13 protein-coding genes and 1 pseudogene are annotated in these 16538 nt (G+C 54.0%); 5 read left to right on the plus strand and 9 right to left on the minus strand.

All coding sequences use genetic code 11. The annotated features are described in order from the left end of the window. Positions 1–787: 787 nt before the first annotated feature. The 4 genes from HUG12_RS00440 to HUG12_RS00455 all read left to right on the plus strand — a co-directional run bounded on the left by HUG12_RS00440 (position 788) and on the right by HUG12_RS00455 (position 5136). Positions 788–1765: a Bug family tripartite tricarboxylate transporter substrate binding protein gene (locus HUG12_RS00440; protein WP_179266891.1), complete on the plus strand. Its 978-nt coding sequence runs from the start codon at positions 788–790 to the stop codon at positions 1763–1765. A gap of 206 nt (positions 1766–1971) precedes the next feature. Continuing rightward, on the plus strand, positions 1972–3000 hold the full coding sequence (locus HUG12_RS00445) for a tripartite tricarboxylate transporter substrate binding protein (RefSeq protein WP_179266892.1): 1029 nt from the start codon (positions 1972–1974) through the stop codon (positions 2998–3000). Positions 3001–3079: 79 nt separating this feature from the next. After that, positions 3080–3637: a tripartite tricarboxylate transporter TctB family protein gene (locus HUG12_RS00450; RefSeq protein WP_179266893.1), complete on the plus strand. Its 558-nt coding sequence runs from the start codon at positions 3080–3082 to the stop codon at positions 3635–3637. Continuing rightward, positions 3637–5136 (plus strand): tripartite tricarboxylate transporter permease, encoded by a 1500-nt coding sequence (locus HUG12_RS00455; RefSeq protein WP_179266894.1) that lies wholly within the window; start codon positions 3637–3639, stop codon positions 5134–5136. The genes HUG12_RS00450 and HUG12_RS00455 overlap by 1 nt, the downstream gene beginning before the upstream one ends. Positions 5137–6081: 945 nt before the next feature. Here the strand turns inward: HUG12_RS00455 and HUG12_RS00460 are convergent. The 7 genes from HUG12_RS00460 to HUG12_RS00490 all read right to left on the minus strand — a co-directional run bounded on the left by HUG12_RS00460 (position 6082) and on the right by HUG12_RS00490 (position 14126). Then, positions 6082–6729 (minus strand): nucleotidyltransferase family protein, encoded by a 648-nt coding sequence (locus tag HUG12_RS00460; RefSeq protein ID WP_179266895.1) that lies wholly within the window; start codon positions 6727–6729, stop codon positions 6082–6084. Beyond that, on the minus strand, positions 6726–7934 hold the full coding sequence (locus tag HUG12_RS00465; RefSeq protein ID WP_246308114.1) for a molybdopterin molybdotransferase MoeA: 1209 nt from the start codon (positions 7932–7934) through the stop codon (positions 6726–6728). Before HUG12_RS00465 ends, HUG12_RS00460 begins: the two co-directional genes overlap by 4 nt. Positions 7935–8393: 459 nt before the next feature. Continuing rightward, positions 8394–8888 (minus strand): (2Fe-2S)-binding protein, encoded by a 495-nt coding sequence (locus tag HUG12_RS00470; protein WP_218836375.1) that lies wholly within the window; start codon positions 8886–8888, stop codon positions 8394–8396. Continuing rightward, on the minus strand, positions 8885–11239 hold the full coding sequence (locus HUG12_RS00475; RefSeq protein ID WP_179266896.1) for a xanthine dehydrogenase family protein molybdopterin-binding subunit: 2355 nt from the start codon (positions 11237–11239) through the stop codon (positions 8885–8887). Before HUG12_RS00475 ends, HUG12_RS00470 begins: the two co-directional genes overlap by 4 nt. Next, the gene (locus HUG12_RS00480; RefSeq protein WP_179266897.1) at positions 11239–12081 is read right to left on the minus strand and encodes an FAD binding domain-containing protein; all 843 of its coding nucleotides are present in this window, start codon (positions 12079–12081) and stop codon (positions 11239–11241) included. Before HUG12_RS00480 ends, HUG12_RS00475 begins: the two co-directional genes overlap by 1 nt. Before the next feature lie 11 nt (positions 12082–12092). Then, a complete protein-coding gene (locus tag HUG12_RS00485) occupies positions 12093–12584 on the minus strand; it encodes a CoxG family protein (RefSeq protein ID WP_179266898.1) in 492 nt (163 codons plus the stop codon). 774 nt (positions 12585–13358) lie between these two features. Continuing rightward, on the minus strand, positions 13359–14126 hold the full coding sequence (locus tag HUG12_RS00490) for an IclR family transcriptional regulator (protein ID WP_179266899.1): 768 nt from the start codon (positions 14124–14126) through the stop codon (positions 13359–13361). A 473-nt stretch (positions 14127–14599) separates the two neighbouring features. Here HUG12_RS00490 and HUG12_RS00495 point away from each other — a divergent pair. Continuing rightward, positions 14600–15221: pseudogene (locus HUG12_RS00495) on the plus strand (fumarylacetoacetate hydrolase family protein). Here the strand turns inward: HUG12_RS00495 and HUG12_RS00500 are convergent. Continuing rightward, positions 15152–15814 carry an MBL fold metallo-hydrolase gene (locus HUG12_RS00500; RefSeq protein WP_179266900.1) on the minus strand — a complete coding sequence of 221 codons (663 nt, stop codon included), beginning with the start codon at positions 15812–15814 and terminating at the stop codon, positions 15152–15154. The pseudogene HUG12_RS00495 and the gene HUG12_RS00500 overlap by 70 nt on opposite strands. 126 nt (positions 15815–15940) lie before the next feature. Continuing rightward, on the minus strand, positions 15941–16369 hold the full coding sequence (locus HUG12_RS00505) for a universal stress protein (RefSeq protein ID WP_179266901.1): 429 nt from the start codon (positions 16367–16369) through the stop codon (positions 15941–15943). Positions 16370–16538 lie beyond the last annotated feature (169 nt).

A 16538-nucleotide genomic window follows, 5' to 3' on the forward strand; every position in this document is an offset into this window, starting at 1 on the left:
CGCCGTACCGTCGACAGCGGATCATCTGCAGGTTCGTTGTATTGAATCGATGGGGTAGACGTCTTCGGAGATGAAATACCGCCCAATCAAAGCTCGCGTTGACGATCCGATCGAGCTCGTCCCAGTTTCCCATTCTCGCTACGCAACGTTTGAGAAAGTGACGTCGACATGGCTACCATCATTGGTTCACTGATTCTGGACCCTTTTTCTCTTGTCATATTCTAATGCATCAAGGGTCAGAAGGCAGTGTCCATACGTGGAGGAGGGAGGTTCGAACGTGCGGGATTTTAACTATCATTGAGGCGGACTACTGACGTCACTATATCTTCAATAACAATATTAAGTCTGTTATTATCTATTCCGCCGCCCTACCATACAATGAACTCTCGGTCCTGATTCGAGGATGCGGAATGATGTACTCCATAGGCCGCGAATAATAGTGATATAGATATAAAGTTCGACCAAGAGGAATGGTTGAGGAATTCATGTTCGACGATATTCCTGACCATGATCTGCAATGGTCCCATATGTGGGCTCCGGAGAGGAGAATCACCTCATCTGGATATTACTGCAAGTAGGCGTACTTGAAGAGGTTCTGTCACTAGGAGAGCGAACCGTCGCTCCGCGAATACCATACTCTTCAGAACCCAGATCTGGGCTTTTAATCCCGACTGTGTCGATACTTGATTTACGCAGATTTCCCAACGGTCCTATCGCGCCCTTCGATTCGCAACTACAACCTCAATCAATAGTTATATTGTTCAGGAAGGAAATGAGTGTTATTGGCATGCAGAGAAGAAAGTACCTCAAGGCCATAGCTGGCTCGGCAGCAACAATCAGTATTGCCGGCTGCAGCTCCGGTGGGGAGGATGAGTATCCTTCGGACACGATTACCATAGTTGTTCCATTCGGTTCCGGCGGGGGAACTGATTCCGCATTCAGAACCGTCCAGGATCCCATTGCTCAACAATTACCGGAGGAAAGCGAGTTTGTAGTCGACAATCGACCGGGGGCTACTGGACGTCTCGGAACGCAGGACGTCTATGATGCTGATTCCGATGGGTACACCGTCCTTGCGACGCCGACAGAACCCGTCATTGGCCAGTTCTTCTTCGACGTGAACTATGACGTATACGAGATGACTCCCATTTCGTACATGCTTGACAACATCTACTCACTCGTTGCGTCACCTGATCGATTCGGCAACGATTTCGAGAGCTTCGTCGAGGATGCCCGTGCTGAGGATAAAGTCACCCTCGGCTCCGTCGGCATTGGTGGTAGCAATAATTTTGCCGGCGTGGCCGCTCTTGATGCGCTGGACATCGACTTCAGTCACGTTCCATATGATTCAGGGAGCCAGGTTGCGAGCGCAGCAGCGAGCGGTGACGTCGACATCGGCGTCGCGGCACATACTGGCGTGACTGGACTGATGGAAGAGGATAGACTCCAGATGCACCTATTGTTGCATGACGAACAGCTTTACGAGGGCATTCCCGTTCCAAGCACCGTCGAGTATGATATCCCAATCGTGACGTTCGCGATGGGGATGTACGCCCCACCTGATATGGACGAAGAGCGTGCAAGTGCTCTTGAAGACCTTATCGTGTCTGGCTTGGAGTCGGATGCTTCCACAGAGGCGGCCAGCAACGCCGGATTAGTCCTCCAAGCAGGCGGCGCGGACGCACTCGAAGATCTGATTACACAGATTGAATCTGACATTGAGAGTTACCAGCTGATCCTCGATGACCAGGGTATCGATTACTGAACACCTCTCAGTCCCGCGGTCCTGTATGTAGTCTTAGAACCGTCCAGAGCAGAATGGCGGTTTATCTACCTGTAGGCGGGTCTTGCCCTATTGATATGGGTATAAAGAAAGTGTGTGACATGCCGCATCTCGTCGGAACAATCGTTATCTAAATTTCAAAAACACTTATAGCGTCTGTAGCCTACCTGTCCATCGAAGAGCCTACTATGAAGAGACGAAGCTACTTGGCAAAGGCAGGTTCCATAGGTACCGTAACGCTGGTCGCGGGTTGTTCCAGTAATAGCAGTGATGGGGACGAGGGTAATCCTGACAACAGTGGCGGTAATGGTGGTGGCGAGTCGTCGAGCGAAGCACAACAGAATTTCCCCTCAAATCCAATCACGGTCATCGTACCATTTGGGGCTGGCGGGGGAACGGACTCCCAATATCGACCGTTCGACGAATATTGGACGAACGAACTCAGCGTCTCGACCAACATTGAGAACCGAGGGGGTGCAGGAGGACGACTTGGCTGGAACCATCTGTCTGGCCAAGAAGGCGATGGGTATACAGTCGGTGTCATCTCCGTGGCGACTGCGGTCCTCAACGAGGCGCTCCACGATGTAGAGTATACGATGGACGAGATGACCCCCATCGGAAGTGCCTCGGTCGCCTACTACGGAATGGTAACTGCACCCGACCGATTCAACGGATTCGACAACTTCGTCGAGTGGGCCCAAAATAACGAACTTACTGTCGCATCGGTCGGATCGGGAACGACCAACCACTTCTCTATGACTAGCATTCTTCAGGAGAACGGCATTGAGAACTACAACGAAGTTCCCTATGATAGTGGCAGCGAAGCGGCCGCGGCGGCCGCCTCAGGGGACGTCGATATCGCGGCCGCAAGTGTGGCCGGGATTGGTGGCCTATTGGAAGACGACCGTGTAGAGCTTATATTCATCAACAGACCTGACCAAAGCGGCGAATATCCAGATGTTGCCACCCATGCAAACTACGACTTCAGCGCTCCCGCAGTTGGGCTTGAACTAGGGATGTTCGGGCCACCGGATGTGCCGCAGGAACGCGTTAGCGCGCTCGAAGATGCCCTTATCTCTGCGACGGAGAACGAAGAGTATCAGAACTGGGCGGCGAACAACGGATATGAGGTTGCCGGCAAGAACTCAAATGAGCTCGAAGAACTTGTTGGCCAGATGAAGCAGTTGGGCGGTGACTACGTCGACTTGGTCCAATAGTAACTGGGGACGCAGCTATATCACTAAGGTTTTAATCTATGATCGCACTCAATAGGGTGTAACACTGATGGTTGTTAACGTGCCAGAAGAACACAAAAAAGAGGTGGTCGAGCTCCTCGTGGCAATAGCCGTTCTTATCGTTTTTCTCGCTCCTGCGATGGACCTTGAGGGGCCATTAGGGCAATTTCCACGTATTTTCCTGTTCGCCGGAGTCGTATTTCTATCCACAGAGGTCGTGATTCGGTTCTTACCCGAGCCGTATCGACAGATCGCGCTCAATTTTTCGTCCGGTTTGACAAATGAAATGACCGAAGGAGTCCAAGAGGAGGTCGATGAGAAGACCAATCCGTCTGCGGCGGCTGATAACGATGCCGAGACCGTCGGACCTGTGGGTGCCGTAGAAAGTGATGTAGGAAAACTGTTCCTGTTCCTTGGCGTCCTCGGCGCCTTCTATGCCATCTCCTATCTAGTGGGCTTTCTCCCGGCAATTCCGCTGCTTACGTTCGCCATCATCTATCTGTTCGGGAAGTGGAATTGGAAAATCTGGCTAGTTACGACTGCACTCCTTGTAGCGCTCATATACGGCCTCTTCGGTGAAGTCATGAATATTCCTATTACCGAGGGGGAGTTGTTATGATGCTGTTACAGCAATACTTCTTCGAGGCAGTAAGTGTAGTCCTCACGCCGGAGTTTCTGCTCTTGATTGCCGCAGCATCTATCATCGGTATCTTCCTCGGCTCCATGCCCGGTGTCGGCCCAGCGTTGACGCTTGCGCTCGCGTTCCCGTTCACTTTCGCAATGGAGCCTGAGATGGGGCTCATGTTGATGGCAGTTCTCTACGGATCAACGACGTATGGTGGATCAGTCTCGGCGATCCTCATTAACGTCCCAGGAACTCCTGGATCAGCAGCTACGCTCCTCGACGGCTATCCGTTAACGCGCCAAGGAAAGGCTGCACTTGCAATTGGTATTGCGACCATCTCCTCATTCATTGGCGCCGTAATCGGTCTCGGCTTTCTCGCCCTGTTCGCCCCGATACTCGCCGAACTCGCACTCATCCTCGGTCCACCGGAAATGTTCTTACTTGCCGTCCTTGGTCTCGCGACCGTTTCAGCGGTGAGTCGAGGGTCCATCTTCAAGGGATTCGCTGCGGCTGGCTTCGGAGTCGTCGTTGCAAGTATCGGATCCGACCCAATTACAGGCCAAGTTCGGTTTACCGCTGGAACGTACTATCTGCAAGGTGGTATTGATCTCGTTGTTATGTTGATCGGCCTATTCGCCGTCTCACAGACGATAGATATGGCAGTCTCTGAAAAAGGGCTTGCCGAGAAGAGCCTCTTTGAGGGGACCGTCTGGGACGGTGTCAGAGAGTCGTTAGGACACAAGTCAGCGATCATCCGTAGTAGTATCATCGGGTCGGTCGTCGGCGCTATTCCGGGGGCCGGTATTACGACAGCCAACTTCCTATCGTACATCTTCGCTGTAAACCTCTCCGATGACCCAGAATCGTTTGGAACGGGGAACCCCGAAGGCGTCATTGCAGCAGAAGCCGCCAACAACGGTTCGACAATGGGTGCACTCATTCCCGCTATGGCTCTCGCGATTCCTGGTGGTGCATCGGCTGCGGTCTTCATCGGTGCCATGATGAGCTATGGGATCACCCCTGGACCGAACGCGTTCGAAGGGATCCTCCCGTATGTTATCTACGTGAGTATCCTCCTCGGAAATGTCGTCTTTCTTGCAGTAGGGCTCACGAGCGCCAAGTACGTGGCTAGGGTCACGACGATTAGACATGACGTCGTCATGGCAAGCATCCTATCTATTGCCCTGATCGGCGCATTCGCCGTTCGGAGCAACATTCTCGACGTAGGTGTGGCGATCAGTATTGGTGTCTTGGGGTATTTGATGGGAGAATATGGGTACTCCATAGTTGGGTTCGTCTTGGGATTCATTCTCGGTCCGATCGCCGAGCGTGGCTTCCAGCGCTCCATGCTCCTTGCGGACGGGGACTACATGGTGTTCACGGAGAGCTGGATCAGTATCGTGCTTCTGATCACAACACTCATCCTCTTCTTCTCGCCAATCGCCATCAGGATTCGGCAGATGATCTCACGGGAGAGCTACGATATAGCGTGAGCTAGCTGTTTTCCGGCACATACTCCAAACGAATATCGGATTGGGCGGTTCCCAATACGGGGGGTCACGAATCCGTCCCTGAACTTTCTAAAAGGCTTCCGTAATGGCTCGCCGTTGATCAGATAGGGGTGCCACGAGGGAAGTGGATTCGTGCCGATCGGCAGGTCAAAGGATCGTTTCGAAAGAGAGGTGAGAACGAATGACGTCATCGACCAGTTCAGTGCGATGGGAGCTTGCGTGAGCGCTGGTGGGTTGGAGGCCGAGCACGGACGTCACGGACACGCACGACGGACGCATCAAGTTGGGTCTATGGGACCGTTCTCAACGGGGGAGACGAAGACGGGTGGGGACAATTGAATCCGAGTCACGGGATACGCAACGGCGTGATCGCCACCCCTCCAGTCGAGACACCATGAACACCTCTTCGGCGAACTAGTGGGACAGACGACAACACCGCATTGGGATGCTCGCTAACTCTGTAGAATGGCAGAGTAGCGTTCTGACGGACTTACCCCGACGGAAAAGGCAAGAGACAGGTCCAACCGAAATTGATAGAGAGGGATAGTATACGTCAGTGCTATAAATGCTCTCATCGGACCACTATCCCATGGGGAGGTTTCGGGGCCGACAGAGGTAGTATAGTCGGACACACTCGGAGCCAATGGCTCGTGGCGGACCATGGCATGACGAGTAGGTGGATTCGCCTGCTTACCGATTTCGTACCCCTGTCAAGAACAGACAACTCGAGAGAATATCCGTGGTAACGTCTCTGCGAACGCACTCAACGTACTGACCGGTTGAGCCACGGGTCTAGCCGAGAGTATCTGATCTGTATACGATCTCAGCCGTCCCCATGGTCGTGACTAATCTCGTAGAGTCGATCGATACTTGACCGTCAGGTCACTTCGCGACACGTGAATGGTGCCATCCAAAGGGGGAGCGGCGCTATGAGTTGTCGGGCCCTGGTAGGTCAGTTGGGTCGTCCACGTCACGACGGACTCCCGGGTCATTGGTCTCAACGAGGGCAGCATCATCGGCCGTAAGCAGGATTTCGCGCCCCCCAACGTCACCGCCTACCTTGGTCAGCGCGTCGAAGTGCTGGGCGTCAAAAATGACGGGGTTTCCCCGTTCACCGTCGTAGGCAGCTGCGAGAGCGGAGCTCTCCCAGGTCTCGTATGCTGTAAGTAACGACGTTATCGATGACGATGAGACGAATGGCATGTCGCCGAGGGCGACGAGAACAGCATCAGATTCCCGTCTGGCAGCATAGCGCACGCCAGCTCGGACCGAGGAGCTTTGTCCTGACGTAAAGGCTTCGTTCTCCAGTATTTGGACGTCTAACTCACTGAGGGCGTCCCGGACAGCATTCGCTTCGTGCCCGAGGACCACGCCAACTCCAGTGAGGTCGGTCTGCAGAAGTGTACCAACGACCCGATGAATGATCGGCTCTCCGTCGATCTGCTGGAGGAGTTTGTTTTCGTCGCCGAAGCGCACGCTCGTTCCTGCAGCGAGGACGATTCCGGAAACGCTGGCAGTGAATGTGCCGTCGGCGGTGACCGGTGGTGATCGAATTGGGAGTGCGCTTTCCGTCATTCGACGACTGAATATGGTATGACGGCAACGGAGTCTCCCTCCGATATCTGTTCCCGTGTAAGGACGAATCCGTCAGCACGTGATGCACGGGTACTAGACGAGACAACGCTTGGATCAAACATCTCAGTGTACACTGGAAGAGGGGAGTCATTGTGGCCCAGCGGCGCTGCCATTCCGTCAGTCAGTATCACTGGAATCGCGTACTCAAATCCCTCAGATCCGAGAGAGACATCTGTTGTCAGCGTCGCATCAATCGTCGGAAGCGTCGCATCACCGGAAAAGAACGGGCGCATAATGAGCGATGCTATCGTATGGGCGCCAAGTGGTTTTCCGGGGATGGCGAACGCAACCGCATCGGGGAGCTGAGCTACTGCTATAGGTTTGCCGGGGCGGATACGAACCCGATGGAACTGTACTTCGCCAATCTCCTCTAACGCGCGGATCACATAGTCCTTATGTCCAACGCTCGTTCCGCCTGTCGTAACTACGACGTCGTAGTCTGAAGCCAGTTCTTCGATCCGATTTCGGACCTGCCCGTATTCATCTGGAACCGTCCCCGCGAACGTCGCTTCGTGTCCCCAAGACCGGATGAGTCCGGCAAGCATAGCCGAGTCAAGATCATTCGTCCTGTTCTCGTGAATCTCCGTCCCCGTTGCGAGAATCCCTGCTGAAAACCGTTCTACGACTTGAATGTGATCCATACCGAGATCGCCAAGGAGGATAGAGTCTTTTGGCGAGAGACGCTCGCTGGCGTCAAATAATTGCTCTCCTGCAGCGACATTGCTTCCTTGTTCGTAGACGTACGTTCCACGCTCGATATTAGTGCCGGTGAGTTGGCCGTCGGTGACGACTGCCTCCTCACGTTTTAGGACTGCATCCGCTCGTTCAGGAAGCGGTGCACCGGTCGCGATCCGCACTGCTTCACCGGCCGCGATTCTCGGCGGCGAGCTCTCCGGGAACACCTCTTCTCCAACAACTCGAAGCGGATACTCATCGGCGGCATCGAACGCGTATCCATCCATCGTTGCACGATCATGGGAAGGATAGTCCTGCATAGCGATAATAGAGCCGACGAGTGTCCGATCAGAGACTGAACTCACGGGAACTTCCTCAGTTGGCCGATTAGCAATCGCGTTCCGGCGGATCCTGAGGACTTCGTCGATGGCCTCCTCTCTGCCAGTTAGGGTTCCATGGCCGTGGGTCACATCCGTGGTTTCCCTCTGTATGCTCAAAAACATTCCCACAGGAATGACGGTTCGTCCACGACGTCACGTGGTAAATATCACACGAACAGCTCGTTGCAGAATTCATGTATGTACCTGATCTATATCAGTTTATATGTGGGCGAGAGGTTTGCAGAACACCACCTCATCGCCGGAGAATTACGACGTTTTCAGTCAATACTGTCGCACCTATTCGAAAGTACCGACGTCACGAACGCGAGATGTGAGTTCGTTCAAGTAGGAACCTCCGTGTAGATTGTTCGACCCTGGCTGTTCGCTCGGATCGTGTCTTTGTTGATCCGATGGATTACATGGCCATAGAGGCAGTCTCGTCGCCGGCTGCACTGGTTCAACTGTCTTCCGCAACCGTTTGAGAACATCGCCACTTTGTGCTGACGAATCAATACTAGCACGCGGTGGCAGAAGGTCAGCGGTAGCAGCTCAGTCTATGTCGAGATTTTCCGCGGCAGTGTCGATCGCATCGAAGATGGACTCGTATCCCGTACATCGACACAGATTTTCGGACATGTAGTGTTGGAGTGTCTCATCGTCCGGATCACCGACTTCGTCGAGCATCGCTTTAGACATCATGATCATTCCCGGCGTGCAGTACCCACATTGGAATCCTTCCTCCTCCTCGAATGCCTCTTGAACCGGATCGAGTTCGTTCTTATCACCAAGTCCCTCAATAGTCTCGATGGCTAAACCGTCAGCGTTGACAGCTAGTTCCAAACAGGAGTTAACGGGTTTCCCATCTAGATAAACAGTACAGCACCCACAGACACCGACCCCACATCCCTCGGTCGTTCCGGTTAGGTTAAATTCCTCCCGTAGTAACTCGACGAGCGTCGTACTTGGATCGATCGTCCGCGTGAGTTCCTTGTCATTCACCGTCACCTGTACCTCCACGCGGTCTCTAACTGCAGTTTGGCTCATTCTAGGTCACCTCCTTCGATTTCCCGAAGTACACGCTCGGGCGTGAACGGAATTCGCTCTAACCGGGCATCTGTCGCATTGACGATGGCATTAGAGATTGCAGGTGTCACTGCAAACGAACCGGTCTCCCCAACGCCTTTTGCGCCGAACGGCCCCTCGGCATGTTCTACTTCGACGATAATATTGTTCACTTTGTCAGGCATATCACGGAACGACGGAACCTTGTAGTCGAGTAACTGTCGATTGGTTTGCTGCCCGAACTCGAACACCATTTCTTCGTGAAGTGTCTGTCCAAGAGCGTGTGCCGCACCGCCCTGAATCTGGCCTTTCACACGTTCAGGATCGATGGCTTGCCCGACGTCGGCCGCATTATGAAGTTCCTTGACGTTAACCTTCCCCGTTTCGACGTCGACATCCACGACCGCACCGGTTGCTCCGAAGAACCAGAATACGGTTGGCTTGTCGCTTTGCCCCGTTTCAGGATCGTGGTGGCCCCCTTCGGTGGTGTAGTATCCACGGCCAACGAGAGTACCGCCAGCATCGCCGAACTCGGCCCTGACGGTTTCACTCAGCGAGAGGCGCTTGCCCGTACTGGGATTAATTACCTCACCATCTTCAATGAGGACATCGGACGGCGAGACGTTCCATTCGCGAGCGGCAATATCCCGCAACTGGCCCCGGATGTCCTCGATAGAGTTGATGAGGGCGTTGCCCATGTGAAACGTGCTTCGACTCCCAGCCGTGATCGTGTCGAACGGGGATGTCGCTGTATCAGGATCTTCAACTGATACTCGATCGATGCTGATCCCAAGTTCCTCAGCGACGATTTGAGCGAGTGTCGTCCGGACGCCCTGGCCGATCTCAACGCTACTCGAGTGGACTGTAACTGACCCATCACCACTCATCACGGTGAGTGCCCCCGACGAGGACGGCGTGATGCAAGCCTTGTAACCGATCGCGATTCCCTTCCCGCGTACGAGGTGGGGTTCGCCAGGTTGTTCCAGCGGTTCATCCCAATCTATCGCCTCGACGACTTCATCGAGGCACTGAAGGAGCCCAACAGACTCGACCGTCGATCCTGTCGGATGGGTCGATCCTTCGGTGTAGCCGTGGCGGCGGCGGTATTCAACTGGGTCGACGCCGAGTGCATTTGCGATGTCGTCCATCTGCGCCTCGTAGGCCGAGACGAGCTGTGGCACACCAAACCCTCTGAACGCGCCAGCAGGCGGCTTGTTCGTGTACACGCAATGGGAATCGATACTCACATTCGGGATTTCGTACGGCCCCGCCGCAGTATATCCTGACTTCTTGGTAATACGTGGGCCGATCTCCGCGTACGCCCCTGTGTCGTAGTAGACGTCACATTCACGCCCGATGATGGTGCCGTTCTCATCGACTCCCGTTTTGAGCGTCACCTTCGTCTCGTGACGGATATTCGTGTCGAACGACTCTTCGATATCTTGCCGGAGTTTGATTGTGTGGCCGGTCAGATAGGCACACAGCGCGACGAGAGGCTCTGTTTTCGTGTACAGTTTCGCTCCGTAAGACCCCCCCACTTGTGGCACTTCCACGCGAATCTTCGACTCGGGGACGTCAAACATTTTTGCCAGTTCATTGCGGACAAAGTGGGGACTTTGGTTCGGCGTCCACAACTTCAACTTGCCACTAGGGTCGGCCCGTCCGATCGTCACGAACGGTTCGAAGGGCATGTGCTGGACGGGGGGCGTGCGGTAGGTGTTCTCGAATACTCGGTCCGCCTCCTCTAGAGCAGTGTTGGTATCGCCGTGCCGGAGATTGAACTCGAAGGCTTCGTTCGTGTTCCGTCCACCTTCAACCTGATCAAGGTCGGGGAACGTATCTGCAGACTCGAACTCTTCATGAAGGATCGGTGCATCATCGTCGAGTGCTTCATCAACTGTCGAGCAAAAGTCAATCTCATTGTACTCGACGGTGATAAGGTCGACCGCCTCTTCAGCGGTCTTGGCATCGCGTGCAATGACCGCTGCTACTGGATCACCAATGAAGTGGACTTTCTCCAGTGCTAGTACCGGTTGATCTTTGATTGCAGGCCCGAAGTACGGGGTGAAGTTCTCTCGTTCCTGTAATTGAAATATATCTTCCCGGGTGACAACGCGTTCGACCCCGTCAAGCGCCTCTGCATCACTCTTATCAATGTCAGTGATATACCCATGCGGGACGGTTGCCCGGTGGATTTGCATATGCCAGACGTCCTCGAAATCGAGATCATCGGCGTATTCCACAGTTCCGCGGATTTTCTCGACGGCGTCCAGCCGCGACACGTGCTTCGAAACTGTCTCGAGTTCGGCTCGTTTCTCTTGTTGTAGCGACATTAGTGCGCCTCTTGGAGCTGTTGGAGAGCGCGCTCGGTGAACACTCCCGCCATTCGTTCCTTGTACTCCGCTGATCCACGCAGATCATCCGAGGGGGAGACCTGCCTGCGGGCATCCTCCGCGACCTGACCTATCCGGTCATCAGACAGAGACCCGTTTAGCGTCTTATTGACGTTATCCAACCGGAAAATCGGCTTGTGGCTCACAGAATTCAATAAGACACGAACATTGGTCACGTCGTCTCCATTGGCCACCGCGAATGCAGCGACTCCGACGCATGGCCAGTCAACCTCAGAGAAGTACCGATGCTTGACGTACGTTCCTCGGGTGTTGGAATCTGGCTTTGAAATGACGATCTCCTTGATCAGTTCCGCGTCAGCCAAATCCGTCTCGTAATATCCCTGCATGAACTCCTCAATGGGAACCTGACGTTCTTCCTCTCCGTCGGTAATGATGACGTCTGCGTCGTACCCGGCGAGCACCGGCGGCAAATCCAGGTGCACGTCAGCGTGAGCGAGATGGCCACCGAGAGTAGCCGAGTTCCGAACTCGGACGCCTGCGATTTCTTGTAGACATTCCACGACGACTGGCAGGTGTTCCGAGACGATACGCGACTGCTCAACGTCGCGAAGTGGCGTCAGTGCCCCAATACGAATCGACTTGTCATTCTCAGTGACGTAGGAGTGGTTTTCGGCGAGTCCTCGTATATTGATGAGGAGATCTGGAGCGAACACTCCCTCTTTCATCACTACCGTTATGGCGGTTCCGCCGGCAATGACTTGGCTCCCAGGATTTTCCGCCAGCATCCGGCATGCTTCCCCGACCGTGTCCGGGAAGGCCATATCAAAGGACTTCATTCTGTAGTTACTTTCGCCCCCTCTAGCTCCTCCTTCACGTTAGCAAGGAACTCATCGGTCAGTTTATCACATTGATGCTTGAACGCACTCTCACCTAAGGACCCGAGACGACCGCGAATGGCAAACTCGATCGTGATTTCACCTTCCGTCGTATGATCTTCTCCCTCCGCCATCTCTAGATCACCATCGACAGTTGCGGACCCAGGCATCCGTCCGGCCGGGCTAGCCTCCGCTTCGACGGCGGCGAAATTTGACGGGTCTTTGTCTGTGATCTCAATATGCGCATCGAACGTGAGGCTCGTGTACGCGACTTCAACACCGATTTTGGCGTCGAAGATATCTTCCTCGAGTTCTTCGACTGATTCACACCCCGGGACGCAGGGCGCCATCTTGTCCGGTGTCATGAAAAAATCCCATGTCTCTGCTACTGGAACTCCGATATTAAATTCTCTGGTTACTTCTGGCATGCTACCGTTGTACTGGACCATTACGTCGGGGGGTTTATAGTTTTTGCAAGCCAATCGTCATTTGAGGCGAGTCGGAAGCTACCATAAAGCAATCTTCCTCCAAATAGTGAGGGAGAGAACGTGGTTCTCGTACCAGTACCGCCATTCTGCCGACAGCGGTGAAGATCAGCGTTGATCAGAGGATTTGATTCAATTGTACGACAACCAAGGGATCGGCATAGGTGATACCGTCGTTCTATTAGGCGGAATATTATATACTCCGGTACCGAATGCGTCTGAATACTCTGGCAGCAAATTAAAGTATAAACACGCCAGACGGGCAGCCGGCCGGTTAACTCAGCTCACAACAGCATAGAGAGCAGATTTCGAACCATGATTATCGCAAAGTCGGTTTGTTCAGCTCTCTACTCTTAGAAGGGATCACGATTGCTCTTGATCGCTCGCAATCGGACTAAGGGGGAAGCTCAGGGATTGGATTGGACCGTCATAGGAATCTCTGCGTCACTGTCCTTGCTTCCCCTGGGGAGGCAAGCATAACAATATTAGTGCTGTTATCTACTGCGAGTATAGGACGTGTTACCCTTGCTGAAGTTCTACTTTGCGGAATATTATATATCCCACGTTGGATATTTCTCCCTCTGCTGGTATACCTTCCATGATCGCATCCATATCACCCGGACAGACCATTGCCAGTAATACTTCCAGCTACAGCGCATTTCATGCTGATCATTGCTATTTCAATCAAAACGTTGTTTAGTTGTCAATTGGGGAGGAAGAGATGTTTTTGGGGTGAGGCTATGAATATTCAAGATTGAGTTCGAGCTCGTTAGCAGCACCCAGTAGAAGATCAGGAAGGGTTTCTTCATACTTATCGCCCTTCATTCGATGAGTTGGACCCGAGATACTCAATGCGCCAAGAATCTGACCACTAGGACTCAGAACCGGCGTTCCCACCGAACGAAGCCCTTTAATATTGCCTTCCCGGTTGTAGGCGACGCCGTCCTCGCGTATCTGATGAAGTTCTTTCTTCAGCCCCTCGCGTGACGTTATCGTGTTTTCAGTTCGTTTGGGGAGCCCCCATTTGTCTACGATTTCGCTGATCCGTTGATTAGGAAGATGAGCAAGTATAGATTTCCCAACAGAGGTGGAATGTAAGTACAGTCGTTTCCCGATCCGCGAATTCGTTTCGACTGCATGACTTCCAGTTTCCACATGGACGTACACGCCTCGTCCGTGTTCTTCAACTACGAATTGGCAGCGTTCGTCAGTCGCCTCGGCGAGTTCCTGAACTTTCGGTTTCGCGAGTTGGTAGGCTTTCTTCCGATTTCGCGCGTACTCGCCAATATCTAGGAACCCAAGACCAATATGGTAGATGTCGCCCTCTTTCATGACATACCCCATATCATTGAGAGTGTTCAAATGACGGTAGACAGTGCTATTCGCTAAGTCGGTGTAGTCGCCCAGTTCAGAAATACGCGCTCCATTGAGCTCCTGCAGAGCATCGGTAATGATGAACATTCGTTCAATCGTCTTGACCCTGTCTTCCGCCGCCTCCTTGCTCATACTCCCTCATTACCGTTCATTGTATATAAAATTCTGCACCCTGAAACTCCACTCCTCGCTGTCAGGTCTGGGAAAGTCAGGAGGGGTACAGATGCCGGTCGACCTCTCGTCCTGTCTGATTCCGGAGGTCGGAACCGCGTCGGGAAACGAGCAAAGAATCGGTCAGCATACGTGATGACGATGGGCCACGGCGGAGTGGAGCCGGTGACTGGACGGTCTGATTTGCTCGCCGGAGGCGAACTCTCCAGTCGACAGAGCTTCGGTGAGTATAAACTGACATGCGTGCCAAACACGATTTGAAATACGCTTGTGCGAAAATGCTGGACGGCGTCGTCGAAGGGCAGTATATGGACGGCATGGTGATCACCAGAGACACCCGATACGAAGTAGGAGAAGGCGCGACCCTGTTGGCCTCGTGCGAACCGTCCACGCTGTACTGTCTGGGGAAGAACTACACGAAGACCCTCGATCAGATGGACTACGAGCGGCCGTCAGTTTCTGATTTCTTCATTAAACCGCTCGTTCCGGTTCACCCACCGAGGCGTTCCGTCCCCGTACCCCATTTCTCAAACAAAGGGACATATGCTGATGAGCTCGCGGCCGTGATTGACCGCGAGGCCAGCCGTCTCGATCTCGCTGATATTCCCGAGATCATAAGGGAATACACCATTATGAACGATCTCAATGTGCTCGATCAGGAGAGCCGGACGGCCCGGAAGGCTTTCGACGAATCGGCACCGCTCGGCCCGCGGATAGAAACCGATCTCGATCCGACTGTCCTTGCCAGGTATGTGGACATCAGTGGCGAGCGGCGCCAGGAGGCTAAACCAAGTTGATGTTCTTCGACCCGGCGATGGTGTCGTTTTCGGGAGCCCTGGCGATCCTAGATACAGTGAACCCGGTGACGAGGTGGCTATCGAGTACGAAGGCATCGGGACACTCCGTAACACCATCATCGCGTCGAATTGGGCGAGGATCAGACGGGGACACCATCGGACCTGGGATCGTCGGGAACGTGTACCGCGTTATACGTTCAGGCCGTCAACGAGCGTCTTGACCTCGGGCTTCGAATGTTCAGGCACGTTCAGTCCGTGAGTGAGGAATGCGGCGTCAAAGTCATAGTCGAGAAGAATGTCCATGTTCGCTTTCGTCTCCTCATCGTCCGCGTTGAGGGATGCCTTAACCGGCGCAAACGTCCCAGGCCACTCGCCCGACGCGGCCGCGAAGCTATTCTTGTGGACGAACGTGTCGCCGACGATCAGTGTGTCCGTCGCCTCATGGAGGAACGACATGTTCCCGGGCGTGTGACCGGGGACGTGAATTGTTCGGATCCCCCACCGTACTTCGTCGTGAGTGAGCGGAATATCTACATCGACGCCGACGGCGTCCTGCATCTCCTCAACGTCGAGTTCGGGTATCGCTACCTTGGCTTCAGGATACTCCTCGACGAGCGCTGGTAACGCGTCGTAGTGGTCCGGGTCGGCGTGTTCAACCACAAGGACGTCCGGGCCGCCGAATTTGTCGAGTTCCGATGTGAGGTGATCGAAGCCAGACTTGAAGCCGGTGCCAAAGAGGACCGTCTGTTCGTCGTCGACGACGTGGACCGAGACTGGTTCGTTCGTCTGAGGGAGCGATTCATTGTACTTCGGTCGCAGTAGGTCGTACGAGTATACGTTGTCTGGCAGCATGGTGGTCGAAGTATGGAAGGGTCCCTAGATAAAGATTGTTGTAGCCGGTCGGCGAGCTTGCGGTCGAGGGAGCGATGGTACATACCAGCGTTCTTTAGACGAAAGAATCTGCCGATCGAATTCGGACTACTGGTTCATGACCGTCATGACCGGTACTTCGGCGTTTAGCAACACTGACTGGGTATTGCTGCCGAATACGGCCTTCCCAACGGGAGTACGTTTCCGACCACCGACGACGAGGTACCTTGCGTCTTGGCGGTTGACTTCGGCGAGCAGTTCTTCGACCGGGCTGCCGACACGGCCTCTAGCTGTGATGTTTGTCGCGGTTCCTTCACCCAGTGTCGACGAGATCAGCCGCTGTGCCACTGATTTAGCGTCCTTGGCAGCGCTATCCCGGTAGTAATTGGGGCTCGACTCCGTGCGGTCCTCGTATGTGTCGTCGGTCATTACGTGTATGACGACCAGATCGTCACCGAAGGCCGTCGCCAGATCATGTCCGACCGAAACGACTTTGGAGTCGTCCGCTTCGTCGTCGACTGCGCTAATCACAGTCATACCAATCATGTGGGAGCCGGTGGTTAAATATTCCGCCCTCACGGCGTCTTTCTACGGCCACGGCGTGGATTCGACCGTGTACCGACGGTGCTCACAGGGACAGGTGAAGTATCACCCAAGTCAGGCGAGAGGGGCGCCGCGGCACGAACGAGAACAGAACCGACCGCTG

It is taken from the genome of Halorarum salinum (assembly GCF_013402875.1).
In the GTDB taxonomy this organism is placed as follows: Archaea; Halobacteriota; Halobacteria; order Halobacteriales; family Haloferacaceae; genus Halorarum; species Halorarum salinum.

Excerpts from the sequence above, each read along its gene's own strand:
- HUG12_RS00440 (WP_179266891.1), top strand. The coding sequence starts at position 788 with ATGCAGAGAAGAAAGTACCTCAAGGCCATAGCTGGCTCGGCAGCAACA.
- HUG12_RS00445 (WP_179266892.1), top strand. The coding sequence starts at position 1,972 with ATGAAGAGACGAAGCTACTTGGCAAAGGCAGGTTCCATAGGTACCGTA.
- HUG12_RS00455 (WP_179266894.1), top strand. The coding sequence starts at position 3,637 with ATGCTGTTACAGCAATACTTCTTCGAGGCAGTAAGTGTAGTCCTCACG.
- HUG12_RS00460 (WP_179266895.1), bottom strand. The coding sequence starts at position 6,729 with ATGACGGAAAGCGCACTCCCAATTCGATCACCACCGGTCACCGCCGAC.
- HUG12_RS00470 (WP_218836375.1), bottom strand. The coding sequence starts at position 8,888 with ATGAGCCAAACTGCAGTTAGAGACCGCGTGGAGGTACAGGTGACGGTG.
- HUG12_RS00475 (WP_179266896.1), bottom strand. The coding sequence starts at position 11,239 with ATGTCGCTACAACAAGAGAAACGAGCCGAACTCGAGACAGTTTCGAAG.
- HUG12_RS00480 (WP_179266897.1), bottom strand. The coding sequence starts at position 12,081 with ATGGCCTTCCCGGACACGGTCGGGGAAGCATGCCGGATGCTGGCGGAA.
- HUG12_RS00485 (WP_179266898.1), bottom strand. The coding sequence starts at position 12,584 with ATGGTCCAGTACAACGGTAGCATGCCAGAAGTAACCAGAGAATTTAAT.
- HUG12_RS00490 (WP_179266899.1), bottom strand. The coding sequence starts at position 14,126 with ATGAGCAAGGAGGCGGCGGAAGACAGGGTCAAGACGATTGAACGAATG.
- HUG12_RS00500 (WP_179266900.1), bottom strand. The coding sequence starts at position 15,814 with ATGCTGCCAGACAACGTATACTCGTACGACCTACTGCGACCGAAGTAC.
- HUG12_RS00505 (WP_179266901.1), bottom strand. The coding sequence starts at position 16,369 with ATGACTGTGATTAGCGCAGTCGACGACGAAGCGGACGACTCCAAAGTC.